This window comes from Corynebacterium provencense (assembly GCA_900049755.1).
GTDB lineage: Bacteria > Actinomycetota > Actinomycetes > Mycobacteriales > Mycobacteriaceae > Corynebacterium > Corynebacterium neomassiliense.
This window is the reverse complement of record LT160593.1, coordinates 1372254-1398162: the sequence shown is the minus strand read 5'-3', so window position 1 is coordinate 1398162 and position 25909 is coordinate 1372254. Positions and strand designations below refer to the sequence as shown.

At 64.7% G+C, this 25909-nt stretch carries 22 protein-coding genes; 10 read left to right on the top strand and 12 right to left on the bottom strand.

Features of this window, described 5'->3' with window-relative positions; genetic code table 11:
- Positions 1–11: 11 nt before the first annotated feature.
- Entirely contained in the window at positions 12–1220 is a 1209-nt protein-coding gene (locus tag BN3906_RS12695; RefSeq protein ID WP_066589080.1) for an acyl-CoA dehydrogenase family protein, read from the top strand.
- A gap of 70 nt (positions 1221–1290) precedes the next feature.
- On the opposite strand, the gene BN3906_RS12690 is transcribed toward BN3906_RS12695, so the two are convergent.
- Both BN3906_RS12690 and glnA read right to left on the bottom strand, forming a co-directional pair.
- Positions 1291–2370 carry an NAD(P)-dependent alcohol dehydrogenase gene (locus BN3906_RS12690; protein ID WP_066589077.1) on the bottom strand — a complete coding sequence of 360 codons (1080 nt, stop codon included), beginning with the start codon at positions 2368–2370 and terminating at the stop codon, positions 1291–1293.
- 210 nt (positions 2371–2580) lie between these two features.
- A complete protein-coding gene (gene glnA, locus BN3906_RS12685; RefSeq protein ID WP_066589074.1) occupies positions 2581–4017 on the bottom strand; it encodes a type I glutamate--ammonia ligase in 1437 nt (478 codons plus the stop codon).
- A gap of 222 nt (positions 4018–4239) precedes the next feature.
- On the opposite strand from glnA, the gene BN3906_RS12680 reads away from it, so the two are divergent.
- The gene (locus BN3906_RS12680; protein ID WP_078057440.1) at positions 4240–4824 is read left to right on the top strand and encodes an RDD family protein; all 585 of its coding nucleotides are present in this window, start codon (positions 4240–4242) and stop codon (positions 4822–4824) included.
- A 30-nt stretch (positions 4825–4854) separates the two neighbouring features.
- Here BN3906_RS12680 and BN3906_RS12675 read toward each other — a convergent pair whose 3' ends face one another.
- From BN3906_RS12675 to BN3906_RS12655, 5 genes are all read right to left on the bottom strand, one after another.
- The gene (locus tag BN3906_RS12675; RefSeq protein WP_066589071.1) at positions 4855–5628 is read right to left on the bottom strand and encodes a DUF4191 domain-containing protein; all 774 of its coding nucleotides are present in this window, start codon (positions 5626–5628) and stop codon (positions 4855–4857) included.
- A gap of 21 nt (positions 5629–5649) precedes the next feature.
- Positions 5650–6696: a lipoyl synthase gene (gene lipA / locus BN3906_RS12670; protein WP_066589068.1), complete on the bottom strand. Its 1047-nt coding sequence runs from the start codon at positions 6694–6696 to the stop codon at positions 5650–5652.
- A 74-nt stretch (positions 6697–6770) separates the two neighbouring features.
- Entirely contained in the window at positions 6771–7532 is a 762-nt protein-coding gene (lipB, locus tag BN3906_RS12665; protein ID WP_066589064.1) for a lipoyl(octanoyl) transferase LipB, read from the bottom strand.
- A gap of 118 nt (positions 7533–7650) precedes the next feature.
- Positions 7651–9399, bottom strand: coding sequence for a 2-oxoglutarate dehydrogenase, E2 component, dihydrolipoamide succinyltransferase (sucB, locus tag BN3906_RS12660; protein ID WP_066589062.1), 1749 nt, complete (start codon positions 9397–9399; stop codon positions 7651–7653).
- Positions 9400–9534: 135 nt separating this feature from the next.
- On the bottom strand, positions 9535–11181 hold the full coding sequence (locus tag BN3906_RS12655) for a leucyl aminopeptidase (RefSeq protein WP_066589059.1): 1647 nt from the start codon (positions 11179–11181) through the stop codon (positions 9535–9537).
- Positions 11182–11258: 77 nt separating this feature from the next.
- On the opposite strand from BN3906_RS12655, the gene BN3906_RS12650 reads away from it, so the two are divergent.
- Positions 11259–12371 (top strand): branched-chain amino acid aminotransferase, encoded by a 1113-nt coding sequence (locus BN3906_RS12650; RefSeq protein WP_066589057.1) that lies wholly within the window; start codon positions 11259–11261, stop codon positions 12369–12371.
- 122 nt (positions 12372–12493) lie between these two features.
- Here BN3906_RS12650 and BN3906_RS12645 read toward each other — a convergent pair whose 3' ends face one another.
- Both BN3906_RS12645 and BN3906_RS12640 read right to left on the bottom strand, forming a co-directional pair.
- Positions 12494–13336, bottom strand: coding sequence for a nicotinate-nucleotide--dimethylbenzimidazole phosphoribosyltransferase (locus BN3906_RS12645; protein ID WP_066589054.1), 843 nt, complete (start codon positions 13334–13336; stop codon positions 12494–12496).
- A gap of 4 nt (positions 13337–13340) precedes the next feature.
- Positions 13341–14084 carry a DUF3043 domain-containing protein gene (locus BN3906_RS12640; RefSeq protein ID WP_066589051.1) on the bottom strand — a complete coding sequence of 248 codons (744 nt, stop codon included), beginning with the start codon at positions 14082–14084 and terminating at the stop codon, positions 13341–13343.
- A 166-nt stretch (positions 14085–14250) separates the two neighbouring features.
- On the opposite strand from BN3906_RS12640, the gene BN3906_RS12635 reads away from it, so the two are divergent.
- A complete protein-coding gene (locus BN3906_RS12635; protein ID WP_066589049.1) occupies positions 14251–14595 on the top strand; it encodes a HesB/IscA family protein in 345 nt (114 codons plus the stop codon).
- A gap of 92 nt (positions 14596–14687) precedes the next feature.
- On the opposite strand, the gene asnB is transcribed toward BN3906_RS12635, so the two are convergent.
- Entirely contained in the window at positions 14688–16625 is a 1938-nt protein-coding gene (asnB, locus tag BN3906_RS12630) for an asparagine synthase (glutamine-hydrolyzing) (RefSeq protein ID WP_066589048.1), read from the bottom strand.
- Between the two features lie 539 nt (positions 16626–17164).
- On the opposite strand from asnB, the gene ctaC reads away from it, so the two are divergent.
- Positions 17165–18250, top strand: a complete 1086-nt coding sequence (gene ctaC, locus BN3906_RS12625; RefSeq protein WP_227870993.1) for an aa3-type cytochrome oxidase subunit II — start codon at positions 17165–17167, stop codon at positions 18248–18250.
- A gap of 27 nt (positions 18251–18277) precedes the next feature.
- Positions 18278–18709, top strand: coding sequence for an aa3-type cytochrome oxidase subunit IV (ctaF, locus tag BN3906_RS12620; RefSeq protein ID WP_066589041.1), 432 nt, complete (start codon positions 18278–18280; stop codon positions 18707–18709).
- A gap of 159 nt (positions 18710–18868) precedes the next feature.
- Here the strand turns inward: ctaF and trpD are convergent, their stop codons facing one another.
- Positions 18869–19966 carry an anthranilate phosphoribosyltransferase gene (gene trpD, locus BN3906_RS12615; protein WP_066589038.1) on the bottom strand — a complete coding sequence of 366 codons (1098 nt, stop codon included), beginning with the start codon at positions 19964–19966 and terminating at the stop codon, positions 18869–18871.
- Between the two features lie 465 nt (positions 19967–20431).
- On the opposite strand from trpD, the gene ctaE reads away from it, so the two are divergent.
- The 4 genes from ctaE to qcrB all read left to right on the top strand — a co-directional run bounded on the left by ctaE (position 20432) and on the right by qcrB (position 24869).
- Positions 20432–21043 (top strand): aa3-type cytochrome oxidase subunit III, encoded by a 612-nt coding sequence (ctaE, locus tag BN3906_RS12610; protein WP_066589036.1) that lies wholly within the window; start codon positions 20432–20434, stop codon positions 21041–21043.
- Positions 21044–21115: 72 nt separating this feature from the next.
- A complete protein-coding gene (qcrC, locus tag BN3906_RS12605) occupies positions 21116–22024 on the top strand; it encodes a cytochrome bc1 complex diheme cytochrome c subunit (RefSeq protein ID WP_066589033.1) in 909 nt (302 codons plus the stop codon).
- A complete protein-coding gene (qcrA, locus tag BN3906_RS12600) occupies positions 22021–23226 on the top strand; it encodes a cytochrome bc1 complex Rieske iron-sulfur subunit (protein WP_066589031.1) in 1206 nt (401 codons plus the stop codon). The genes qcrC and qcrA overlap by 4 nt, the downstream gene beginning before the upstream one ends.
- Complete coding sequence (gene qcrB / locus BN3906_RS12595; RefSeq protein WP_066589028.1) at positions 23223–24869, top strand: cytochrome bc1 complex cytochrome b subunit; 1647 nt, start codon at positions 23223–23225, stop codon at positions 24867–24869. Before qcrA ends, qcrB begins: the two co-directional genes overlap by 4 nt.
- Before the next feature lie 131 nt (positions 24870–25000).
- On the opposite strand, the gene BN3906_RS12590 is transcribed toward qcrB, so the two are convergent.
- On the bottom strand, positions 25001–25588 hold the full coding sequence (locus BN3906_RS12590) for a 3'-5' exonuclease (protein WP_078057439.1): 588 nt from the start codon (positions 25586–25588) through the stop codon (positions 25001–25003).
- Positions 25589–25909: the final 321 nt, after the last annotated feature.

Sequence of the window (25909 nt, the reverse complement as noted above, 5' to 3'; positions counted from 1 at the left end):
ACAGGACAATCATGGATCTCTCACTCACTGAAGAACAGCAGATGCTCGCGGACAGTGTCCGGGACCTGTTCACCGCAGCACCCGGGGACCCCACCGCCGGAGGACAGGCCCCGGAAGACGGGCTCGGATTCCGCAGGGACCTGTGGCTGCAGGCCGCGGAGACAGGATTGACCGGGCTGCCCTTCGACGAGAAGTACGGAGGCTCCGGTGCCGGGATAGCCGAGGTCTGGGCGACGACCAGCACGCTGGGCACCCTCGGCGCACCTGACCCGCTCGTCGACGCAGCCTATTTGCCGGGGTGGATCATCAGCGATCTCGGAACCGAGGAACAGAAGCACCACTGGCTGTCCCGGATCTCATCGGGGGAGTCCGTCGTCACCGTCGCCCACGCGGAACCCGGAGTCGGATGGGAAGGGGCACGCTCCACATCTGTGTCAGCGACCGGCGGCACTCTCTCCGGGGTCAAGAGGGCGGTGACGGTTCCGGACGCCGCGGACACCTTCCTCGTGACCACCGGTGGCGCGGACGGCCCCGGCGTGTACCTGGTCCGCGCGGACGCGCCGGGAGTCACGGTGACCCTCCACCGGAATGCCGAATGGCTGCGTACAGGTACCGTGACCTTTGACGGTGCGGAAGCTGAACGCCTGGGGGACGCAGATTCTGAGCTTGTTGCCGCGGCACTCCGCCGCGCCACAGCCCTGGGCAGGATCGCCCAGGGAGGCCGTGCTGTCGGGCTGATGGCGACCGCGGTGTCACAGACCGTGGACTACCTGAAGGTCCGCAGGCAGTTCGGGGTGACACTGAACCGGTTCCAGGTGCTCACCCACCGGGCGGCACAGCTGTACTCTGATGTCGAGCTGTCCCGGTCGATGTCCCTGTGGGCGGCGGCAGTGGCGGAGTCCCTGTCCGGTGGCGCGGGTTCGATGTCCGCCGCCGACCTCGACGAACTCACGGGGTCCGCCCTGGACGCGTATAACTTCCTCCTGGGCCGGGCACGTACCGTGGCGGAGGAGGCGGTGCAGCTCCACGGGGGTATCGGCGTGACCTACGAGGCCGCGGTGAGTCACTATGCGGCGGCACTGACCGGCTTCCGCCAGTTGTACGGGGGAGAACTGGAGTCCCTGGCGTCGGGTACCTCCTCGCCCCGGCTGACGGTCGCGCCGAGTGCCCTGCCCGGCAATGCCATCGCGACCGGAGCGGCAGGCGCACCCCGTAGCTGAACGGGACCGGGGGGACCGGGTCAGACGGGCCCCGGGGGGACCGGGTCAGATGGGCCCCGGGGGGACCGGGTCAGAATGTCGAGGCGTCGATGACGAACCTGTACCGGACGTCCGACCTCACGGCCCTTTCGTAGGCCTCGTTGATGTGGTCGGCGTCGATCAACTCGATCTCTGCGGCCACGCCGTGCAGGGCACAGAAATCCAGCATCTCCTGGGTTTCCGCGATGCCGCCGACCAGTGAACCCGCCAGCGACCTGCGACGCCCCGTGAGCAGACGTACCGGAACACTCATCGGCCGTGAGGGTAGCCCGATCTGCACCATGACGCCGTCGAAGCGGAGGGTGGACAGGTAGGCTGCGACGTCCAGGTCGACACTCACCGTGTTCAGTATCAGGTCGAAGCGTTCCCTGCATGTGGTCGCGAAAGTACCGTCAGCGGTGGACACCAGGTCGACCGCACCGAAATCCAGCGCCTCGGCACGCTTCGACTCTGAATGGGACAGCACAGTGACCTCTGCACCCATCGCGACCGCGATCTTCACCGCGACGTGGCCCACCCCTCCCATCCCGACCACGGCGACGCGGCGCCCCGGTCCCGCACCCCAGTGTTTCAGCGGCGAGTATGTGGTGATGCCGGCACACAGCAGGGGCGCCGCGGCCGCCGGGTCGAGGCTCTCCGGGACATGGAGGACGAAACGGTCACGGGTCACGATCTCTGTGGCATACCCGCCCTGAGTCACCAGGCCGTCCCCGTAGGGGTTGACTGACGCATAGGTCATGACAGTGCCGTTGTCACAGTATCCCTCCTCACCTGCCAGACAGGGACCGCAGGTTCCGCAGGAGTCTGAGAAGCATCCCACCCCCACACGTTCGCCGACGGAGAAGTCGGTGACGGCGTCCCCGATGTCGGTGACACGGCCGATGATCTCATGGCCGGGTACGAGCGGCACCGGTTTGGGGCCGAAGTCTCCCCGGACGTTGTGGATGTCCGAGTGGCACACCCCCGAGTACTCGATGCGGATACGGACGTCGTCGGGACGGAGCGCGCGACGGGTCACGGTGACCGGGGTGAGCGGTTCACCGAGGGAGGTGACGCCACGGGCGGCGACGGGGCGGGCGACAGTGCTGTCAGGCAGTGCGGGTGTGGTCATGAGGGTTCCTTCGCGCCGGCCGGGACAGGCCGGGTTCAGTCGTGCAACAGGTCGGATAGGTACCGGGCGGCAGCGGATGGCACCGGGGCCCACCGGGCCGTACCGGGGTGTGGTGAGACCGGGAAAGACGGTCCCGTGAACGCCGAGACCCCCGTCCTCCGGGGAAACCGGCGGACAGGGGTTCGGACGCAGACAGCAGGAGAGACCCGACTAGCAGTCGAAGTACATCTCGAACTCCTGGGGGGTGGGGCGCAGACGCACCGGGGCGATCTCCTTGTCGTACTTGTAGCTGATGTAGGTGTCGAGGAGATCGTCGGTGAAGACGCCACCGTCGGTGAGGAATTCGTTGTCCTCCTCGAGGGCCTTCAGTGCCGCCTCGAGGGAGGTCGGAGCGGTCGGGATGAGGGAGGCCTCCTCCGGGGGAAGCTCGTAGAGGTCCTTGTCGACCGGAGCGTGCGGCTCGATACGGTTCTTGATGCCGTCAAGTCCGGCGAGCATCATCGCGGCCATACCGAAGTACGGGTTACCCGAGGGATCCGGTGCGCGGAACTCGAGGCGCTTGGCCTTCGGGTTCGAGCCTGTGATCGGAATACGCACGGCGGCCGAACGGTTACGCTGCGAGTAGACGAGGTTGATCGGGGCCTCGAAACCGGGCACGAGGCGGTGGTAGGAGTTCAGTGTCGGGTTGGTGAACGCGAGGACCGAACCGGCGTGGTGGAGGATGCCGCCGATGTAGTAGCGGGCGAGGTCGGACAGACCCGCGTAGCCGTTCTCGTCGAAGAACAGCGGCTTGCCGTCCTTCCACAGGGACTGGTGGGCGTGCATGCCCGAGCCGTTGTCCCCGGCGAGCGGCTTCGGCATGAACGTGGCGGTCTTGCCGAACTGGGCTGCGGTGCCCTTGACGATGTACTTGAAGGACTGCAGGTCGTCCGCGGCATGGAGCAGGGTGTTGAACTTGTAGTTGATCTCCTGCTGTCCGCCGGTGCCCACCTCGTGGTGGAAGCGCTCGAGATCGTAACCGGCGCGGATGAGGTTCTTGGCCATCTCGTCACGGACCTCGACCGTCTGGTCGAGCGGGGGGACCGGGAAGTAGCCGCCCTTGATACCGGTCTTGTGCCCGAGGTTGGGAGTGCCGTCGAGATTCGTGTCCCGGCCGCGGTTCCACCAGCCTTCATCAGAGTCGACCTCGTAGAAGGAGTGGTTGATGTCGGTCGAGTACTTGACCTTGTCGAAGAGGTAGAACTCCGCCTCGAGACCGAAGTTGCAGGTGTCGGCGATGCCGGTGGAGGCGAGGTACTCCTCGGCCTTACGGGCGACATTGCGCGGGTCACGGGAGAACGGCTCACGGGTGAAGGGGTCATGGACGAAGAACTTGATGTTCAGTGTCTTCGTCTTCCGGAACGGGTCGACCGTAGCAGTCGCCAGGTCCGGAAGCAGGCTCATGTCGGACTCGTCGATGGTGGTGAAGCCACGGACGGACGAACCGTCGAATGCCAGGCCGTCGGTCACGGCGTCCTCGTCGAAAGCGGCGGCGGGGATCGTGAAGTGCTGCTCCACGCCCGGGACGTCGGTGAACCGGACGTCGACGAACTCGATGTCGTTGTCCTTGATGAACTTGGTGACCTCTTCGGCCGTCTTGAATGCCACTGTGGGACTCCTTGCAGTCATGGTCGGCACAGCCTCGGTAACGCGCGGCAGTGCACCGCGAGTGGCTGAGTCTGGGAAAAAACTTATTATCGGGTTGTTGCCCGGCCGTCAATCCAGTGTTACCGACATGTAACACTCGCCGGGTCCCTGGAGTGAGGGGCCGTATCCAAGCCTACGGGACAGGTTGGGAGGCTGCCACGCTGCCCCGGTAGGCTGTCACCCATGGCGAAACGGCAGAACAACCGGTCAGGCAGCGGTGCGGACAAGGAGGCGCAGCGACGCCGCCGGCAGGAACAGCGGCAGCAGGCCCGCCGTGAACGGAGCCTCGACAGGGCGTCACAGCCGGTGTGGCTCGAAGGTCCGCAGGTGCCCGGTCAGTACGAGGATCCCACCGATCTGAGCCCCTACCCGGGGAAGCTGCTGGGTCTCCCGCAGTCCGGGCCGGGGTCGATCTCGCCGCTGTTCCCCAGGCTCATGGCGCTGCTCATCGACTGGCTGGCGTCCTGGGCGGTGGCGGGGATCATCGTCAGTCAGACGGGGGTGCTGGGAGGTGTGTCGACGGTGACGATGATTGTCTGGATCGTGCTGCGCGTCATCACGGTGTGGTTGTTCGCGCAGTCACCGGGGCACGCGATCATGGGCATCGGGGTTGCCCGGGTCGACAACCCGGACAAGAGGGTAGGCCTGCTCCGTGCCCTGTTCCGCACCATTCTCACCGTGTTCCTCTTCCCCCCGATCATCCAGGACACGGACGGCCGTGGCATGCACGACCGTGCCACGGGTACTGCGGTGATACGGACCCGCTGACCCCGGTGGGCCCCCGGTGTTCGCTCCGGGTCAGCCCCGGCGGTTGCGCTCGGACGCGCGGCGTGCCCGTCGGTTCATGCCCGACATATTTGCCTGACGGGGGAGAGGACCCTTCGGCAGTGCCGCCTCCCTCGAGTGCAGGCGCGAAATCGAGGCGATCCTGTTGTTCAGCGAGTCGACCTGGTCCTTCTTGATGTTCCGCGGGTACTTCATCAGCGCCGTCTGGATCTTGCGGACCTCCACCTCGTCCTCGCCGTCACCGATGTACATGTCGTAGATGGGGACGTCACCGAGGATCCGGGCCAGCCTCTTGCGCTCCTGCGCCATCATCGGACGCAGCCGGGACCGGTCTCCCTCGCCAACGAGCACGACACCGGGCGTACCGACGACCCGGTGGACAGCGTCCATATGGGTGTTGCTCGCCACACCGGTCTCGGTGATCCACTTCATGCCCACACCGGAACGCAGGTTCGTCAGGGCCCATGCCGCAGCGCCGGCCTGGCCCTCAATCTGGTCGTATACGCCGGACTGCAGTCGCCTCGAGAAGATCACCATGGCCACGACGGCGCCGATGAGCAGGCCGAGGATGAGGTTGAACCACCACGCTCCCACGACCAGGCTCAGGAGCAGAAGGACCGCGACCGGCACCAGCACACCCAGCAACATGTAGGGGACGAGCTTCTTGTCCCTCTTGCGCTGCAGCTGGAAAGCCTGCCACATCTGGCTGCGCGTCTGCTTCCGCTGAGCCTTCTTGGCGGCCTTCTCGAGCCGCTTGGTCTCTTTCTCCCGGGGGTCTTTCGCCATGCCGCCCAGTCTAGAGCATCACTACCGGGCGGAGGTGACCGGAGTCTCCTTCGACGGACCGTACTTGGACAGCAGGGTGCCGGCCTCCTGGCTGGTGGAGGAACCGAGATTGTCACCCAGGTGGGCGAGATTCTCCGGCAGTTCTTCGCCACGGGCGGCCATCGCCTCGGCGTAGAGCCGGCCGGACCGGTAGGAGGAACGGACCAACGGACCAGACATCACAGCACCGAAACCGAGTTCCTTGGCGAACTCCGAGTGCTCGATGAATTCCTCCGGCTTGACCCAACGTTCGATCGGGTGGTGCATGCTGGTCGGCCGGAGGTACTGGGTGATTGTGATGATGTCACACCCGGCGTCCTTCAGATCGGTCAACGACGAGCGCACTTCCTCGGCGGTCTCACCCATACCGAGGATGAGGTTCGACTTGGTGACCAGTCCGAAATCGCGGGCGGCGCGGATCACCTCGAGAGAGCGGTCGTAGCGGAATGCCGGGCGAATCCGCCGGAAGATCCGCGGCACGGTCTCCAGATTGTGCGCGAAAACCTCGGGACGGGCCTCGAAGACCTCGGCGAGCAGCTCGGGCCGTGCGGAGAAGTCGGGGGTGAGGTTCTCCACCCCGGTGTGGGGGTTGACCTCGTGGATCTTGCGGACGACCTCGGCGTACAGCCAGGCACCCTCGTCATCCAGGTCATCGCGGGTCACTCCGGTGATGGTCGCGTAGCGCAGGTCCATCTCGCGGATGTTCTCCGCCACACGCCTCGGCTCGTCACGGTCGAGGGCGGTGGGGCGCCCGGACTTGATCTGACAGAAGTCGCAGCGGCGGGAGCAGGTGTCCCCGCCGATGAGGAAGGACGCCTCCCTGTCTTCCCAGCACTCGTGGATGTTCGGACACCCGGCCTCCTGGCACACCGTGTGGAGACCCGCACCGGACACACGGTTCTTCATGTCCCGGTACTCGGGCCCCATTTTCGCGGTGGTCCGGATCCACCGGGGTTTCTGCTCGATGGGGGTCTGCGCATTCTTTGCCTCGATGCGCAGGAGTCGTCGGCCGTCTGCAGCGATAGTCACGGCTCCCAGCCTACGCTGAGGTGTCGGGTTAGTCACTGCGGGTAGTTCACTGTGGGTAATTCACTGTGGGTAATTCACTGTCGAGCGGTCGATTCCGCAGTCACCGGAACCGGACCGTGTGCGAGCTCCTCCGGTACATCCGTGACAGAGGTGGGCAGTGATCCGTCCAGCGCGTCAAGCATGTGGCGGGTGAACAGGGGAGACGCCTCGGCTACCGTGACCTCCCGGCCCAACTCGGCGGTCGCGGTGGTGACACCTGTGTCCGCCAGTCCGCAGGGCACGATGTGGTCGTAAAAGTCCAGGGTGTTGTCGCAGTTCAGTGCAACTCCGTGCATGGTGACGCCCCGGGTGACCCGAATTCCCACGGCCGCGATCTTCCGGGCCGGTAGCAGGGTACCGTCTCTGACGCCTGCCGGAAGCCAGACCCCGGAACGTCCGGCGACCCGCCCGACATTCTCGAGACCGAGGTCGCGGCATGTCGCGATGACCGCCTCCTCGATGCGGCGCACGTAGTCGACGACGTCAATCGGGTCCTCGAGTCTGATGATCGGGTAGGCGACGAGCTGCCCCGGGCCGTGCCAGGTGATCCTGCCACCGCGGTCCACGTCGATCACGGGGAGACCGTTGGTGGGAAGATCCTCAGGCTGTGTCCGCCGACCCGCCGTGTACGTGGAGGGATGCTGCAGCAGCAGGAGGGTGTCCGGAATCTGCCCCGCCGCACGTTGGCGGGCGAGATTTGCCTGGTGTCGCCAGGCCTCGAGGTAGTCCACGGTGTGGAGGTCGACGACTGCGACCGGGTCGCTGGAGTGGCGTATTGATCCGTGCTGGAAGCCCATGCTCCAAGATCATACAACCGGCAAACACAACCGCCCCGCGAACTCCCGGTGAAAGGGAGTTCGCGGGGCGGCGGTTCACAGCGCCGGGCAGTTCCGCAGGCGGGCCGGGACCGCCGGGCTACAGGCCGAGGTCGTCGGTGAAGTCCACGTTCTCCAGCCTGTCCTTCACACTGGTCAGGAACCTGCCTGCGTCAGCGCCGTCGATGCTCTGATGGTCGTAGGTGAGGGGCAGGTAGACCATCTGTCGGATGCTGATGGCGTCCTGTCCGTCCTCGGTGATGACCACCGGACGCTTGACGATCGCCCCGGTGCCCAGCATCGCCGCCTGCGGCGGAACGAGGATCGGGGTGTCGGTGAGAGCGCCCTCGGAACCGATGTTGGTGATCGTGAAAGTCCCGCCCATGATGTCGTTGGGCTTGAGCTTCTTGTTGCGGGCGCGGTCCGCGATGTCGGCGATGGCCTGGGCCAGCTCCGGCAGGGAGAGGTCCTGCGCGTTGTGGATCACCGGCGAGAGAAGACCCTCCGGGGTGTCTACGGCGATACCGAGGTTCACCGAACCGTGGTAGGTCATCTCCTTCGATCCGGCGTCGTAGGACACGTTGATGTTCGGGTGCGCCAGAAGTGCCTCGACGACCGCCTTGGCGAAGAAGGGCAGGTAGGTGAGGTTGACTCCGTAGCGCTCCCGGAAAGCACTCTTGCTGCTCTTGCGGAGGTCGGCGATCCTGGTCATGTCGACCTCGTGGACCTGGGTGAGCTGGGCGGCGCCGTGGAGGGACTCCAAGGTGGTCTTCGCGGTGATCGCCCGGATGCGGTTGACCTTCCGGGTGGTTCCGCGCAGTTCGGCCTTCGCCGGGTCGGCTCCCTTCAGGACCCGCGGGGCGGGCTCGGTGGTGGACCCGGTTGAACCGGAGGCTGCCTCTGCAGCGGCGAGGACATCCTGCTTGCGGATTCGTCCGCCGACTCCGGAGCCGGTGACGGTGGACAGGTCCACCCCGTGCTTCTCCGCCAGCTTCCGGACCAGAGGGGTGACATAAGGCAGATTGCCGGAGGAGGTCGCGGCTGCGGTCCCGGCAGGAGTCGGATCCGGGGTCTTGCCGTCCTTGCCGTCCGTGCCGTCAGCGGAACCGGAGGTACCGGTCGTGACAGGTTCGGCCGTCGGGGCTTCCGTCCGGGTTTCTGGCTGCGGCTCAGTCTCGGGCTCGGTCGGGGTTGCCGGGGTGCTGTCGGTCTTCTCCGGGGCGGGGGAGGACGTGGGGGCGGATGTGGCGGAGGCATCGCCGATGCGGGCGATGACGGCACCGACGTCGACGGTGTCGTCTTCACCGGCGAGGATTTCCACCAGGGTGCCGGCGACGGGGGAGGGAACTTCGGTGTCGACCTTGTCGGTGGAGACCTCGAGGAGGGGCTCGTCGACGGCGACGGTGTCGCCGACCTTCTTCAGCCACTGGGTCACGGTGCCCTCGGTGACGGATTCGCCGAGTTCGGGCATGGTGACGTCGGTCGCCTCACCGGAGGCCGCAGTGTCGGCGGCCGCGGCCGCCGGGGCCTGTTGCGTCTGCGGCGCGGGGGCGTCGTCACCTGAAGGCTCTCCGGCGTCCTCAGTCGTATCCGCTGCCGGGGCGCTTTCCCCGGCTTCGCCGATCACGGCGATCACGGCGCCGACATCGACGGTGTCGTCCTCGTCGGCACGAATCTCCAGCAGCACACCTGCAGCAGGAGAGGGGATCTCGGTGTCGACCTTGTCGGTGGAGACCTCGAGGAGGGGTTCATCCACGGCGACGGTGTCACCGACCTTCTTCAGCCACTGTGTCACAGTGCCCTCGGTCACGGATTCGCCCAGTTCGGGCATTTCGACGGAGTACGCCATGGTGTTGAAGCTCCTAAATGACGAAAAAATACAGATGTGGTCTCTGGCTGAATAGTACATAGGGTAGACCGATCCGGCGGAGTGGCGTACCGCGAACGAGGACGCCGGACCCGTCGTAGCCTCAGACTCCGGCTGTCACGCCAGGTGTTGCAGAGACTCCAGCAGTGCTATCAACGTCCGGACCGGAACACCTGTTCCGCGTGCAGGTGTGTATCCCCGGGCGGTGCCGGTGTTGTAGGCGGGCCCTGCGACATCCAGATGTGCCCACGGGATCCCGGTCCCCCTGTCACCGGAATCAGTGGCACTCCCGGCACCGACCGTATCCTCCGGGGTCACGAAATGTCTGAGATACAGGCCGGCTGCAGCCATGCCACCCTGTCGCAGTCTGCCCGTGTTGCGCAGATCCGCGACATCTGAGCGGATACCGTCAGCGACGTCGTCGGGAAGGGGCATGCTCCAGGCGTCCTCACCGGTCCTCCGCGCCAGCGCGGCTATCCGGTCACGCAGCGAAGGAGTGCCCATCACCGCGCTGACACGGTCACCCAGCGAGACCACCTGTGCCCCGGTCAGAGTGGCGACGTCGACGAGGACGTCGGGGGAGTCCTCCACGGCACGGGCCAGTGCATCAGCGAGAATCAGGCGTCCTTCAGCATCGGTGTTGACGATCTCGGAGGTGGTGCCGTCATAGTGGCGGACGATGTCGCCGGGCCGCAGGGCGTCCCCGTCCGGCATGTTCTCCACCAGAGGCAGCGTCGCTGTGACCGACACCGGAAGCTCAAGCTCGGCCGCGGCCAGGACAGCGGCGACGACCGCTGCCGACCCCGCCATGTCGGAGATCATCGCGTCCATGCCGGCAGGCTTCTTCAGGGAAATGCCGCCGGTGTCAAAGGTCACCCCTTTGCCGACGAGGCCGGCGGAGACCTGTGCACCCTGTTCCGGGAGGTAGCGCATCCTCACCAGTCTCGGTGGGCGGGCGGACCCGCGCCCCACGGCGAGCAGTCCACCGTAACCCTGTTCCTCGAGATCAGTCTCGTCGAGGACCTCCACCTCCACCCCGGAGGCTGACGCGAGATCGCCGATGATCCGTGCGTAGGAGTCCGGACCGAGGTCGCCGGCCGGCGCGTTGACGAGATCCCGGGCACAGGCCACCGCCTCCACCACGGTGCACGCCCTGGTGAATGCGGCGTCCATCCCGGGCAGGTCAGGGCACACCAGCGTCACCGACCCGGGCAGTGCCCCGGCAGGTCCGGACCGGTGACCGGAGTAGAGGTATCCGCCGAGGGCGTGCCCCTCGGTCGCGGCCGTGACCACCTCCGCCGGGGAGGGGGCTCCGGTCACTCCGGTCAGATCCCCGAGCAGACTCACAGCGTGGCACGACGGCACGCCCGTCTGCTCTGCCAACTTCCTGAGCAGCCGGGAGACATCACCGGCGGCCTGTCTGACGGTGTCGGGTGCGATGTGGTCGGCGGGGCCGAGCCCGGCGGTGACGACCCTGGCCGCCGGAACACCGTCGACGGCCGGCTGGACGGAAGTCTCCCCGGACCGCCCGGTGATCCCCGCCCACACCGCCGTCTTCCACAGTGCCAGGCGTGCTTCCTCCCCCAGAGTTCCGGTGACCGGGATCTCGGGTCCTGACGCGCCCCTGAGCACGGGGACGACCAGGATGTCGGGACCGGCCGCCGGTGTGGAAGGTGCGGCCGGAACGGAGGAAACACTCAGGTTCAGGTCGGGGAGAAGGCCCCGGACGAGCCTGGGGACCTCCGTCGGTGTCACGGGTGTCATAGTTCATCTCCGCTGCTGGTGGACGGTGGTAGGGGGTGCCTCCGTTGAAAGTGCTTTCCGGGTCTAAGATACAGGGCATGTCAGCTTCCCCTGAGTTCACCCGCAATCTCACCAGCACCCCGACTCCGGCGGAGAAGATCGAGGAGATCCTCGCCAACCCGGGATTCGGCAACTACTTCACCGACCACATGGTCATCATCGACTGGAACAGGGACGCCGGCTGGCACGACGCCCGTGTCGTGCCGTACGGGCCCATCGCCATGGACCCGGCGTCCTCGGTCCTGCACTACGGGCAGGCGATCTTCGAGGGGCTGAAGGCATACCGGCACGAGGACGGGTCGGTGGTCACTTTCCGTCCCGAAAAGAACGCCGCGAGGTTCCGTAACTCCGCCGAACGGCTGGCCATGCCCGCGCTGCCGGAGGAGCTCTTCCTCGAGTCACTGCGTCAGATCGTGGATGTCGACCAGGCATGGGTTCCCGCCGCAGGAGGGGAAGAATCCCTCTACCTGCGGCCGTTCATGATCTCCCGCGAGGTCGGACTGGGCGTGCACCCCGCGTCGAGCTACTCCTACTACCTGATCGCCTCTCCTGCCGGTGCGTACTTCACCGGCGGGGTCCGGCCGGTGAGCGTGTGGCTGTCCACCGAGTACGTCCGTGCGGCACCGGGCGGGACCGGTGCGGCGAAGTTCGCCGGTAACTACGCGGGGTCGCTCGCAGCCCAGGCGCACGCTGAAGAACAGGGATGCGACCAGGTCGTGTGGCTGGACGCCATCGAACGGAAGTACATCGAGGAAATGGGCGGGATGAACCTCGCCTTCGTCTACGGAAGCGGAGAGGACGCCGAACTCGTCACCCCCGCCCTCTCCGGCTCACTGCTCGCGGGAGTCACCAGAGACTCTCTGCTCACCGTGGCAGCCGACGCAGGGATGAAGGTCACGGAGAAGCGGGTGAGCGTGCAGGACTGGAAGGACGCTGTGGCGTCCGGAGCGATGACCGAGGCCTTCGCCTGCGGCACCGCCGCCGTGATCACGCCCGTGGGAACCGTCAAGGACAAGGACGGGGAGTTCCGGATCAACGGCGGCAGGCCCGGCGAGATCACGATGCGCCTGCGCGAGCTGCTCACCGGAATCCAGCACGGCACCGTCGAGGACACCCACCACTGGAACCACACCCTGATCCCCGCCCGGTGACAGTTCTTCCTCCGGAGGGCAGGGGCGCCTGACGGGGAAAGGTGGGGAAGGACGCCGGGAGTGCCTCCTAGAGAGCACCCCCGGGGGAGTTCCGGTCCCGGTGAGTGGTCCCGGTGAGTGGTTCAGGGGCGGGACACAACCACCGAGGCCCGGAGTACGGGCAGACAGGTCAGAGCAGCAGCACCGTCAGACACACCGAGATCGTGGCCGAACACCGGGGACAGTTCGAGTCGGTGTGCGGCGAAGGCGGCTGCGGCGTCCACCGGAACGTGCGGCAGGATCCATCCCTGCCGAGCACCGGGAGACACTGCCTCGGCCAGGAGGGCGGCGGCCAGCGTCCCTGCACCGTCAAGGATGACAGGGGTGCGACGGTCGGACGAACCGGAGAGAAATCCCACCAGGGTGGCCAGCGCCGGATCCCCGGCGAGGCGGAGAATTTCCTTCACCGCCCCTTTGTCCCACGGACCGTTCCGGTAGCCGCGGGTCCTGAAGAGGACGTCCCGGACAGCGACGATATCGCGCTTCCAGGCGGAGACGTCGTCTCCGGCCGCGTAGTTGAACAGGCTCACCGGCTCCTTCCTGCAGACGGTCCCTGTCACGGAAGCGGAGATGACGGGGTCTCCCGATCCACCGAGAAGCAGGAGCTGCACCCCGGAATCCACGGCACGGTCCGCGAGAGAGCGGCCGTGGGCAAGCCACCGGTCCACCTGGTCCGCCCGGAGCCCCGGTCCGTTCGCCGGGCCCTCGTCGGCGACAACCGAGACGGAGATGTCGGCGTCGGCGAGCTCCGCGAGCGGCAGCAGGGGAGAGGCACCCCCGGACACGTCTCTCCCGGTGTCGGCGTCAGAGGTGATGACGCTGAGCAGCGGCCTCGGAGCGTGCTCACCGGCCAGCGTGGCGGCAGCACCGTTGTCCTCCGCCCAGGCGCGGAGCGCGGGCAGCAACGGTTCGTCGGTCCCGGTCACGGCCCTACACCGTATCGCCGATACTGACCTGCGGGGCAGGCGTACGCATGCGGCGGATCATCGTCGCGCGGGTGAAGGCGTAGAAGCCGATGGTCCAGCGGCCGAAGGCGCGGTCGGGAAAGCGTTCGTCGATGAGCTTGTTGACCTTGCGCCCGAGGAACAGTCCTTCGACCACCAGCAGTGCGATGATGAAGAGCATCACCAGCGACACCAGGTTGGCGATCTCCGGAGCACGCATACCGACGATCATCACCAGCACCACGATGAGTGCGATGGGCAGGAACATGTTCATGGCGAAGCGCCGGGAGTCCACGTAGTTGCGGACGAAGAGCTTCTCCTTACCCTGGTCGCGGGGCAGAAGGTAGTTGGGGTCGCCGGCCATCATGCGCTCGTTGGCCCTGCGACGGGCGGCCGCGGCCTCCTCACGCTGACGGCGTTTCCTCTCCTTGTACTCCTCTTTCGACATGGAGGCTTTCTCCGCCTTCCTCCGCTCGCGGGCCTCCTTGGGAGTCAACGGGGCGTCATAGTGGACGCGGCGGGTACCGGCGGACCTCTCGACGTCATTGCGCTTCGGGGTGGGGCGCCCCTTCTTCGGGGTCACCCCTCTGGGCAGCCCTGCCGCGTCACGGGCATCCCCGGAACCTCCGGACCCGCGGGAGGCCAGGTCGTCGGAGTGCCCGGAGGGGGCGGTGGGGGCGGTGGTGGCGTCACCGTGCGTGTCGTCATCTTTTTTCCAGGGCAGCTTCACACTCACAGGCTAGAACACGGGAGTCGGGGTCCACCAACGAGGGCCCGAAGTCGGTGACGCCCGGCCACCAGTCACAGCTGGAAAGAGGTGGCAGGAATACGGCGGTGGAATTGTCGGTTGAACGGGGGTAGCGTGAACTCACATCCGCACTACCGAGGAGGAAATCATGACCGCTCCCGAGAAGACCACCGGCGTTGAACTGACCGGTGCGGCAGCTGAGAAAGCGGCCGCGCTGCTCGCACAGGAGGGACGTGACGATCTCTCCCTGCGCATCGCCGTGCAGCCGGGCGGCTGCGCAGGACTGCGCTACCAGCTGTTCTTCGACGACCGTATGCTCGACGGAGACCACGTCGACCACTTCGACGGCGTTGACCTCGTCGTCGACAAGATGTCCGCTCCCTACCTCACCGGCGCCAGGATCGATTTCTCGGACACCATAGAGTCCCAGGGGTTCACCATCGACAACCCCAACGCCACCGGATCCTGCGCCTGCGGCGATTCCTTCAGCTGAGTCACCACCACTGACCGCGTGTCCCCGGGCGGGGTCAGCCGGCGGCGGGCGGAGACCCCCGGACGAGAGTTCTCGTCCGGGGGTTCAGGCGTCTACAGCTGGACGGGGTAGTCGCGTTCGTCGATCTCCGGGTGGATGCGGTCCTCGACGAAGATCCCGTGCCAGATCATGAACGCGATGACGGTCCACAGACGGCGCGAATGATCCGGGCCGTGACCGGTGTTCATCGCAACCCGGTGCTCGTCGAGCATGGCGAGAACTTCCGCTCTGTTGAAGATCTCGTCGGTCTGGGACTCCTCGATGACGGTCCGGGCCCAGTCGTAGAGTTCAGGACCTGCGAGCCAGTGCCTGATGGGAACCGGGAACCCGAGCTTCTTCCGGTTGATCACGTGGGGCGGAACGATGAGCTCCATCGCACGGCGCAGTGCGTACTTCGTGGTGCCGTGACTGATCTTCAGATCGTAGGGGAGGGTACGGGCGACGTCGAAGACCACCTTGTCCAGGAAAGGCACCCTGAGTTCCAGTGAGTTCGCCATGGTGATCTTGTCTGCCTTGACGAGAATGTCACCCCTCAGCCACGTGAAAAGGTCGAGGTACTGCATTCTTGCCACCGGATCGAAGTTCCGGGAACGATCGTAGATCGGTGCGGTCACCTCCCTGTGGTCCCACTCCGGTCGTGCGGTCTTCAGCACCCTGCTGAGCTGCTCATAGTTGAAGGAACGGGCATTACCGTAGTACCGCTCCTCCATGGGAGTCGTACCGCGTAACAGCAGCGACTTACCCCGCCGGCCCTCCGGCATGATCTCACCGACCTTGTGCAGCACCTTCTTGACAGGGGAGGGGATCCGGTCGAACGGGGCCAGCGACAGAGGTTCCTTGTAGATGGTGTAGCCGCCGAAGAGTTCATCGGCACCCTCGCCGGACAGGACGACCTTCACCCTCTTGCGGGCCTCGGCGGCGACGAAGTACAGGGGGACGAGAGCAGGATCGGCCACCGGGTCGTCGAGGTACCAGATGATCTTCGGTACGGCAGCTGCGAACTCCTCCGGGGACACCACCTTGACCACGTGCTCCACACCGATGGCTTCAGCGGATTCGGCGGCGACATCCACCTCCGAGTAGCCTTCCCGCTCGAATCCGGTGGTGAAGGTCACCAGGTCCGGATTATGCCGCTTAGCGAGGGCCGCAATGGCTGTCGAATCGATGCCGCCGGACAGGAAGGACCCGACGGTCACGTCGGCCCGCATGTGCTTGGCGACCGAGTCTTCCAGCGCATCCGCGATGCGGTGGAACAGGGCGTCCTCCGTTCCCGCGGGGACGGGGGTGGGGGTGAAGTCCGGGCGGAAGTAACGTACCGCCTCGACCGGTCCACCGGGACGCAGGGTGGCGTGGCACCCGGACTCCAGACGGCGTATTCCGGAGTGGAGTGTCTCCGGCTCCGGCACGTACTGCAGATCGGTGTAGTGCTCTACGGCACGGTAGTCGAGGGAGAGGTCCAGTCCCGTCGAAGACGCCATGTCCAGGATCGACTTCTTCTCGCTGCCGAACACTGTCCCGGCAGCGGTCGTGGCGTAGAAGAGCGGCTTGATGCCGAAGGGGTCACGTGCCAGGAACATCTTCCGGTCCACGGAGTCCCACACCGCGAAGGCGAACATGCCGCGGAGGTGCTCGACCACCCCGGTTCCCCAGTGGTGGTAGCCGACCACGATGGTCTCGCTGTCGCCGGAGGTGCGGAAGGTGTATCCGGCGGCCTGCAGTTCCTCCCGGAGCTCCACGTAGTTGTAGATCTCACCGTTGAATGTCAGTGAGTAGCGTTCGGGTGAGTCCTCCGGGCCCCACTGGAGGGGTTGGTGGGAGTGCTCCAGGTCGATGATGGACAGGCGGTTGAATCCGAAGACGACGTCATCGTCGTTCCAGGTCCCGTCCTCGTCAGGGCCACGGTGGCGCATGCATGGCAGAGCGTGGGCCACGGGGTCGACAAACCGGGGTGCGTCACCGAGTGCGGTGAGAATTCCAAGAAGTCCACACATGAGCTGTAGAGGTCATCTCCATATAGATAGGGGAGGCGGTCGACCGCGAGGTACGACGGCGAGGTACCGGGTCCACACTACTAGCCGTGGGCCGAGGTACTGCCAGTCAAGTCTGTGGAACAGATCTCGAGCCGCCGTAGGCCCGCGGGAAGACTGTTCCGGTTGTCCTGCCGGTGCCGATGTTCCGACTGCCCCGTTCTGCGAAGGGCGGTCCTCCGCACGGTGGGCAGACAGTTGGTCGGTACAGCGGCGGGGTACCAGGCACGAGACGACACGAACCTGTGTTCAACTCCCGAGAGCTCAACCCCGGAAGTTCAACCCCGGGAGTTCAACCCCGGGAGTTCAACCCCGGAATAGGGCGGAGGTCCGGACACGGTCAGCCCCTAGATGGTGGCTGTCAGTGACGCATGGACTATTGTCACTAAGTGATACGGAACGAGTGGGTGGTCCTCTGCAGGTGACTGTCCGCGCAGGTTCCGGTGAACACGACGTGTGATTGAGGAAGGCATACTCGCGTGGAACAGCGAAAAGTTCACGGTATGGCCCGCAAGCTGGGACTGGTCGGTGCTCTGGGACTCGGTGCCCTGGCCCTTGCCGGCTGCGACGCCGCTCCACCTGACAACGGATTCTTCCATGCCCTGCGCATGGGGTGGCCGGACGGAATCACCCCTGAGTCCAAGTCGATGGGCAACTTCTGGGTCTGGACCTGGGTTGTCGCCTGGATTATCGGCCTGATCATGTGGGGCCTGATGTTCCTCGTGATGTTCCGGGACGGTGCCAAGCGCGCGAAGAAGGCGGGCAAGGGAGAGTTCCCTCGTCAGACTGCCTACAACGTCAACCTGGAACTGGCGCTCACTGCCGTCCCGGTGATCATTGTCATGGGTCTGTTCTTCTTCACTGTCCAGACCCAGGACAAGGTCACGGCCATGGACAAGGATCCGCAGGTCACGGTTGACGTCACCGCGTACCAGTGGAACTGGAAGTTCGGTTACGGCGAGGTCAAGGGCTCCCTGACCCAGGACGGGGCGGACTACTCCGGCGCGGACGCGCAGAAGAAGGCGGACTCCGCGCTGCTCTCTCAGCCGACCGAGGTTGATGAGGAGGGGGAGATCGTCGGTCCTATCCACGGTGGTTCCTCCGAGGACTTCTCCTACCTGAACTATGACAAGATCGAGACCGTAGGCACTTCCGAGGAAGTTCCGGTGCTGGTTCTCCCGACCAACACACCGATCGAGTTCAATCTCGCCTCCTCGGACGTCATCCACTCCTTCTGGGTTCCGGAGTTCCTCTTCAAACGCGACGTGATGCCGCATCCGGAGAAGAACCACCAGGAACGTCGTTTCCAGATCGAGGGCATCGAGAAGGAGGGTGCGTTCGTCGGACGGTGCGCTGAAATGTGCGGTACCTACCACGCCATGATGAACTTCGAGATCCGTGCGGTTTCCCCGGACACCTTCACCCGGTACCTCGAGTTCCGGAAGACCAACCCGGACGCCACCAACGCCGAGGCTCTCGACGCCGTGGGCGAAGACCCGTACGCCACCAGCACCCGGCCCTTCCTCCCGGACCGTGCAGGTACGCGCTCGGTCGACGGCGACAACTACATCGGTGACGCCGCCGCGTAAGCGGCAGTTAACTCGAAGGAGAGAACAATGCGGCAGACAGCCAAACTGATGTACGGTCTGGCGGCGTTCCTGGTCGTCATGACAGTGCTGTACTTTTTCGCGACCGCGAAATTGAGCGACAACGGTAATCAGCAGGGTATCGAGTGGGCGGGCGGAACGGGCCTGGTCCTCGCAACACTGCTGTGCCTCTTCCTCGGTGCCTACTTCCACCTTGCCAACCACAAGGCGGACATTGAGCCCAAGGACTGGGAGCAGGCAGAGATCGAGGACGGCGCCGGAGTCCTCGGGTTCTTCTCCGCAAGCTCAGGATGGCCCTTCCTCATGGCTTTCGCGATCATGCTGATGGGGTACGGGATCGCGTTCTTCCACATCTGGCTGATCCTCATGGGAGCGGTCATGCTGATCTGGTCGACCGTGATGCTGAACCTGCAGTACGGACTGCCCCCGGAGAAAGACTGACTTTCCACTGTCCGACAGGCCCGGCGGGCCCCACCTCGTAGCGAGGTGGGGCCCGCTGTTGTACAGCACGGCAGACCGAGGACCGCTGCGGGGGCGTCAGAGAGGTGATGACGCCCGGTCAGCCGCGAATTTCCCTCCGGAAGCTCTCGGCAGTGTCATTCAGGCGGACAGGACGAGCTGCATGGCCTGCTCTGCTCGTCCGGACTCCAGCGCCTCACGGGCGACTGCAACCTGTTCAGTGAGGACGGTGTGCAGGTCGGAGTCCTCCCATCCCTTGACGGCGGCGAGCGCCGCTGCCGCATTGATCAGGACAGCATCCTTGACCGCGCCCTCGAGTTCGCCGGCCATGAGCCTGCGTGCGATGTCGGCGTTGAATTCCGGGTCTCCGCCGCGGAGTGCTTCTTCGTCGTAGATTTCGAAGCCGTAGGCGCGGGGATTGACGGTGAATTCGCCGGTTCGGCCGGTACTGTCCACCGTCACGACCTCGGTCGGAGCACTGACACTGATCTCGTCCATGCCGTCAAGGCCACGGACGATGAGGGCCCGTACGCCCTGGTGGGCGAAGGCGCCTCCCATGATCGGCATCATGTCCCGGAATGCGCACCCCACCAGCGCGTACTTCGGAGTTGCGGGGTTGGTCATGGGGCCCAGCAGGTTCCAGATCGTAGGAACCCCCAACTGCGAACGTACGGGGCCGGCGAAACGCATCGCCGGGTGATAGGTCTTCGCGTACATGAACGCGAACCTTGTACGCAACGCGTCAGCGTGCACGGTGCCGGGATCGCGCTCGATATCCAGCCCCAGAGCCTCGAGCACGTCGGCACCACCGCAGAGCGAGGAGGCGGCGCGGTTTCCGTGCTTGACGACGGTGACACCGGCGGCTGCCACGACGAAGGACGCCATGGTGGAAATGTTGACGGTATGGTGGCCGTCCCCGCCGGTACCGACGATGTCCACGGCTTCGGGAATGTCGGAGAAGTCGACAGGGGTCGCGAACTCCCGCATGGTACTCGCCGCTGACGAGAGCTCTGCGGCGGTGATGCCTTTCACCCGGATACCGAAGGAGAACGCTGCGATCTGTGCGTCTGTCGCCCTGCCCGACATGATCTCGCGGACCGCCCAGGAAACCTGGGATTCGCTGAGCTCTTCGCGTCGACCGATCCGGTCAAGAACTCCGGGCCAGGTGAAGTAGCTCGGGGGAAGGCTGTCCTGCCCCAGTGGTGGAATGTGGTCCGGTGTGTGAGCCGGGGACGACATAGGGGATCCTCTTCTTTCGGGGTTTCTGTGATCTGGCGTCTGCCCAGAGAACCGGTCGGAGAGACAACCGGCGCTCCTCCAGTCTATTCCCGGGTCCGATCGGGGGTACGGCGAGCGGCGGTGGGTGTGTTCCGGCGTCCGCGGGTTAGCATTGGTGTGAGCCGACGCGACGACCCGGCGGATACCCGCCCGGGGCAGGACACAAGGGTGTTCGGACCACCCCCGATAAGGGGGGAGGGGTGGTTCCGCGGAGTTGGTGACGGGGTGTGCGGTCAGGTAAGGAAACAGCTCTCACCTGCAGGTATGCCACTACGTCGGATATGGGGGCAGGAAAGTTCCCGTCTAACCCCGTTTGTGGTGAACTCGCAGGAACAGGTGTCCGTTGACCTGCGGGTTTTCAGGAACCTCCGATTTACGGGGGGTCGCGAATCGACTACACGGTGATGACAGTACATACTTGATGACGTGACGAGCGCAGTTGGAAACCAAGGTATGGCAGCACCACAACGTGTTGCGACGCTGAACCGGCCGAACATGGTCAGCGTCGGCACGATTGTGTTCCTGTCGCAGGAATTGATGTTCTTCGCGGGACTTTTCGCGATGTACTTCGTGTCGAAGGCGAACTCGGGTGGTGACTGGCCGTCTCACCCGACGCACCTGAACGTGCCTTTCGCACTACTCATCACCGTGATCCTGGTGTCGTCGTCCTTCACGGCACAGTGGGGTGTTTTCGCGGCTGAGCGGGGCGACGTCTTCGGTCTCCGGAAGTGGTACGCCCTGACAGTCGTGTTGGGCGCCGTCTTCCTGTTGGGCCAGGCTTATGAGTACGTGAACCTGGTGCACGAGGGGACAACCATCGCGAGCAGCGTCTACGGCTCGGTGTTCTACATCACCACCGGCTTCCACGGTGCACACGTCCTCGCCGGCGTACTGGCCTTCGTCGTGGTGCTCATCCGCACCGTGAAGTCGAAGTTCACTCCGGCGCAGGCCACCGCAGCCGTCGTCGTGTCCTACTACTGGCACTTCGTCGACGTCGTGTGGATCGGCCTGTGGATCACGATTTACTTCATCCAGTAGGCCGAACGGGCCGATGTGTGACGCTCGGCCGTTAAGCCCATCGCATTCCATATGACGAGTTAAGGGAACAAGATGGATACCAACCACAGCATGACCGAGGGGGAGCAGCCGGTGACCGGCTCGCCCGAGGCATCCACAACACGCAGGACGCGCCGTAGCCGGCGTAAGCTGCGCCGGACCGTGGCCGGAGCGCTCGCGCTCGTGCTCGGTCTGTCCGGTGCAGGACTCATTGCCCAGGCCGTGACCCCGGATGCCCAGGAGGCGACCGCCGACGTCGACGCCGAAACCCTGATCAACCAGGGTCAGGAAATCTACGAGGTTGCCTGTATCACCTGCCACGGAGCCAACCTCCAGGGTGTCAAGGACCGTGGTCCCTCGCTGGTCGGTGTCGGTGAAGGTGCGGTGTACTTCCAGGTGCACTCGGGTCGTATGCCGATGAAGCGGAACGAAGCCCAGGCAGAGCGGAAGGACGCCCGGTTCAACGAGCAGCAGACTCTGGCTCTGGCAGCGTACGTCAACGCCAACGGCGGCGGCCCGGGGATCGTGCGGGACGAAGACGGCTCCGTCGCGATGGAGTCTCTGCGAGGAGCCAACAACGATGACGGCAAGATCGACCCGAGCGATGTCGCCCGTGGCTCCGACCTCTTCCGTCTGAACTGCGCCTCGTGCCACAACTTCACCGGTCGTGGTGGCGCTCTCTCCGGCGGTAAGTATGCCCCGGTGCTGGACAACGCCAATGAGCAGGAGATCTACCAGGCCATGCTCACGGGCCCCCAGAACATGCCGAAGTTCTCTGACCGTCAGCTCACCGCGGACGAGAAGAAGGACATCATCGCCTACATCAAGTCCGCGAAGGAGACCCCGTCCCAGGGCGGTTACGGTCTCGGCGGTGCCGGCCCCGTCACCGAGGGCATGCTGATGTGGATCGTCGGCATCGTCGTGCTCATCGGCGGTGCAATGTGGATTGGAACCCGGTCATGAGTGAGATCAAGAGCAAGTACACGGAAGACGAGATCAAGGCGATGAGCGACGAAGAGCTCGCCCGCCTCGGTACCGAGCTCGACGGCGTGACCGTCGCCTACCGCAAGGAGCGCTTCCCTGTCGAGGGAGACCCTGCGGAGAAGCGGGCGGCCCGTGGCGTCAACATCTGGTTCGCGCTCTCAGTGGTCTTCGGAATCGCCTTTGCTGCGGTGTACCTCTTCTGGCCCTGGCAGTACAAGCACCTCGAGGAGGACGGGCTGTGGATGTACACCCTGTACACTCCGCTGCTCGGTGTCACCGCAGGCTTGTCGATCATCAGTCTCGGTGTGGGTGCAGTCCAGTTCTCGAAGAAGTTCGTTCCGGAGGAGATTTCGGTCCAGACCCGTCACGACGGGCCCTCTGACGAGCTTGACCGGAAGACCATCACCGCGCTGCTGAACGACGCGTGGAAGACATCGACTCTGGGACGGCGCAAGGTCATGATGGGCCTGGCCGGAACCGGTGCCGCCCTGATGGGTCTTGCTGTGGTCCTGCCGCTCGGCGGTATCGTCAAGAACCCCTGGAAGCCCAAGGCGATGGGTATTCAGGGAGACGGAACTCTGTGGACCACAGGATGGACCCTGACCGAGCAGAACACCAAGGTGTACCTCGGCCGGGACACCGCTGCGATTGCGGAGGAGCACGACGGGCACTACAGCACGCAGGGTGTGAACCGACTCGTACGCGTCCGCCCCGAAGATCTCGATGCCGGCGGTATGGAGACGGTGTTCCCCCTTTCTGAAGACATGGTCAATGACGGTGACCGCTACGACCCGACCCGGGACGTGTATGAGGAGCACATGCACTCGGTGCACGGATCCAGGAATGCCGTGATGCTGATCCGGCTGAGGCATGAGGACGCGTTGAAGGCCGTCCAGCGTGAGGGACAGGAAGACTTCCACTACGGCGACTACTACGCCTACTCGAAGATCTGCACCCACATCGGCTGCCCGACCTCACTGTACGAGCAGCAGACCAACCGTATTCTCTGCCCGTGTCATCAGTCCCAGTTCGACGCACTGCACTGGGGTAAGCCTGTCTTCGGCCCTGCGGCCCGCGCGCTGCCTGAGCTGCCCATTTCCGTGGACAGTGAAGGTTACCTCTACGCCAAGGGGAACTTCATCGAGCCGGTCGGCCCGGCATTCTGGGAGCGTAAGTCATGAGCACATCAACCAAACCGTCCCGTCTGGCGCATGCCGCCGACAACATGGACCAGCGGTACACGATGGCCGCCGGTATCCGCAGGCAGATCAACAAGGTTTTCCCGAGCCACTGGTCGTTCATGCTCGGCGAGATCGCCCTCTACTCGTTTGTCATTCTGCTTCTGTCAGGTGTCTACCTGACACTGTTCTTCGATCCCTCCCTGTCGAAGGTGATCTACGACGGTGCCTATGCTCCGCTCAACGGCGTGGAAATGTCGAAGGCGTACGAGACAGCGCTGAACCTTTCTTTTGAGGTCCGCGGGGGTCTCTTCATCCGCCAGGTCCACCACTGGGCTGCGCTGCTGTTCGCGATCTCCATCATCGTGCACATGCTGCGCATCTTCTTCACCGGAGCTTTCCGTAAGCCGCGTGAGGCGAACTGGGTCATCGGCTGTGTACTACTTCTGCTATCCGTGGCTGAAGGCTTCATGGGTTACTCCCTCCCGGACGATCTGCTGTCCGGCGTGGGTCTGCGCATCATGTCCGCCATCGTGGTCAGCCTTCCGATCATCGGTACCTGGCTCCACTGGATCATGTTTGCCGGTGACTTCCCGGGTGACATCATCATTCCTCGCCTGTACATTGCCCACGTGCTGCTGATCCCCGCCATTCTGCTCGCGCTCATCGCAGCGCACCTGGCCCTGGTCTGGTACCAGAAGCACACCCAGTTCCCGGGGGCCGGGCGTACCGAGCGCAACGTTGTCGGTGTGCGGATCCTTCCGGTGTTCATCGTCCACTCTGCGGCGTACGGCATCATCACGTTCGGCGTCATCGCACTGATCGCAGGTCTCTTCCAGATCAACTCCATCTGGAACCTGGGCCCCTACAATCCGTCGCAGGTCTCCGCAGGATCTCAGCCTGACATCTACATGCTGTGGACTGACGGTGCTGCCCGCATCATGCCGGCCTGGGAACTCTACCTGGGTAACTACACGATTCCGGGTGTGTTCTGGGTTGCCGTCCTGCTGGGTGTCCTTCTGGTTCTGTTGTTCACCTACCCCTGGATCGAGCAGCACTTCACCAAGGACACTGCTCACCACAATCTTCTGCAGCGGCCCCGGGATGTGCCGGTCCGTACCTCGTTGGGCGTCATGGCCCTGACCGCGTACTTCATTCTGACGCTGTCCGGCGGAAACGACCTGTTCGCTCTCCACTTCCAGATCTCACTGAACGCGATGACCTGGATCGGACGGCTGGGCTTCCTGCTGCTGCCACCGATCGCCTACTTCGTGACTTACCGCATCTGCCTCGGCCTTCAGAGGTCCGACAGAGCGGTCCTGGAACACGGTATCGAGACCGGTACGATCCGTCAGCTGCCGAACGGCGGTTTCATCGAAGTCCATCAGCCGCTCGGACCGGTCGACGACCACGGTCATCCTGTTCCGCTGGAGTACGCCGGTGCCCAGGTGCCGAAGAAGCTCAACGAACTCGGCCTTGCCGGACAGCCGGGCCGTGGCGGGTTCTTCCGCCCGGACCCGGAGGACATCGTCCAGAAGGTCTCCGAGATCGAAGAGGCCAACGAGCACGAGAAGATCGAGATGCTCAGGCGTCTCAACGATGCCAACCGTAAGGCACTCGAGAACGAAGGCCACGCGAACCCGTAGTCTCCTGATACCGTCATCTGACTGACGACACGTCACGTGAAGGGCCCCGCACAGTCTCACCTGAGGCTGTGCGGGGCCCTTCAGTCCGGTGTGAGGGAGAGTCGGGTGTGGCGGGGGCGCGAGACAGACGCTCAGTCGTCGGCAGGTATCACGCTGAGCATGCGGAGCAGATCCAGTGTGGCCCGGACGTCGTGGACAGCCCTGTGGGTGGGCCTGTGAGCAAGCTCGAAGACCTGTGACAACGTGGACAGCCTGTAGCGGCCCACCCGGGAACGCGGGACGAGGCGACGGGCGGTGTCAGCGGTACAGAGAGTTTCCGGTGGATCGAATGCCAGGTGGGAGCACGCTGCGCGGAGGAATGCGAGATCGAAGGCGATGTTGTGCCCCACCAGAGGAACATCCTGGAGAAAACCGGTGAGATCCCTGACAGCCTCTGCCCGGTCCTCGCCGGACTGCAGATCGTCCTCGGATATGCCTGTCAATCCTGTCACCACCGCGGGCACAGGGCGAGACGGACTGACCATGCGGTGGAACACAGCGACGGCGCAGCCGTTGCGGACGCGGAGAGCCGCGATTTCGATGAGGACATCTTCTGCCGGGTCGAGACCGGTGGTCTCGCAGTCGATAACCACACAGTTGGTCAAGGTCCGGCGCAGCTGCTCCTGGAGAAAAATGGAATCCACTGGTTCGTGGTACTCCCCGTGCCGGACTGATGTCATGCTGCTCCATGCTAGGCACCGGACCGGACAGGTCACCCCCTGTTGTACCCCGTAACTGTTCGAATGTGTCGAGGATCACAGATGGTGGTGGTGTGCCATGGTCCGGTTGACCATGCAGTAGTGTGGCGCCGGCGCGACTCTCAGTATTTTGGCAGGTGAGAGCGTTATCTAATCGTTACTCCGGCAGGGGGGCGAGGGGTGGCGTGTCGGCGCGGCGCAATGCGTCACGGTCCGGTAACGGCCACGGCGGAGAAGATTCTCGGCTGCAGCACTGGACACGAAGCGTGATCGTTTCGTAATCTTCTCGTGACCTTGAGGGGC

Coding starts and splice junctions, on each gene's coding strand:
- BN3906_RS12695 (WP_066589080.1), top strand. CDS start 12: ATGGATCTCTCACTCACTGAAGAACAGCAGATGCTCGCGGACAGTGTC.
- BN3906_RS12690 (WP_066589077.1), bottom strand. CDS start 2,370: ATGACCACACCCGCACTGCCTGACAGCACTGTCGCCCGCCCCGTCGCC.
- BN3906_RS12680 (WP_078057440.1), top strand. CDS start 4,240: ATGGCGAAACGGCAGAACAACCGGTCAGGCAGCGGTGCGGACAAGGAG.
- BN3906_RS12675 (WP_066589071.1), bottom strand. CDS start 5,628: ATGGCGAAAGACCCCCGGGAGAAAGAGACCAAGCGGCTCGAGAAGGCC.
- lipB (WP_066589064.1), bottom strand. CDS start 7,532: ATGGGCTTCCAGCACGGATCAATACGCCACTCCAGCGACCCGGTCGCA.
- sucB (WP_066589062.1), bottom strand. CDS start 9,399: ATGGCGTACTCCGTCGAAATGCCCGAACTGGGCGAATCCGTGACCGAG.
- BN3906_RS12655 (WP_066589059.1), bottom strand. CDS start 11,181: ATGACACCCGTGACACCGACGGAGGTCCCCAGGCTCGTCCGGGGCCTT.
- BN3906_RS12650 (WP_066589057.1), top strand. CDS start 11,259: ATGTCAGCTTCCCCTGAGTTCACCCGCAATCTCACCAGCACCCCGACT.
- BN3906_RS12635 (WP_066589049.1), top strand. CDS start 14,251: ATGACCGCTCCCGAGAAGACCACCGGCGTTGAACTGACCGGTGCGGCA.
- asnB (WP_066589048.1), bottom strand. CDS start 16,625: ATGTGTGGACTTCTTGGAATTCTCACCGCACTCGGTGACGCACCCCGG.
- ctaC (WP_227870993.1), top strand. CDS start 17,165: ATGGCCCGCAAGCTGGGACTGGTCGGTGCTCTGGGACTCGGTGCCCTG.
- ctaF (WP_066589041.1), top strand. CDS start 18,278: ATGCGGCAGACAGCCAAACTGATGTACGGTCTGGCGGCGTTCCTGGTC.
- trpD (WP_066589038.1), bottom strand. CDS start 19,966: ATGTCGTCCCCGGCTCACACACCGGACCACATTCCACCACTGGGGCAG.
- qcrC (WP_066589033.1), top strand. CDS start 21,116: ATGGATACCAACCACAGCATGACCGAGGGGGAGCAGCCGGTGACCGGC.
- qcrA (WP_066589031.1), top strand. CDS start 22,021: ATGAGTGAGATCAAGAGCAAGTACACGGAAGACGAGATCAAGGCGATG.
- qcrB (WP_066589028.1), top strand. CDS start 23,223: ATGAGCACATCAACCAAACCGTCCCGTCTGGCGCATGCCGCCGACAAC.
- BN3906_RS12590 (WP_078057439.1), bottom strand. CDS start 25,588: ATGACATCAGTCCGGCACGGGGAGTACCACGAACCAGTGGATTCCATT.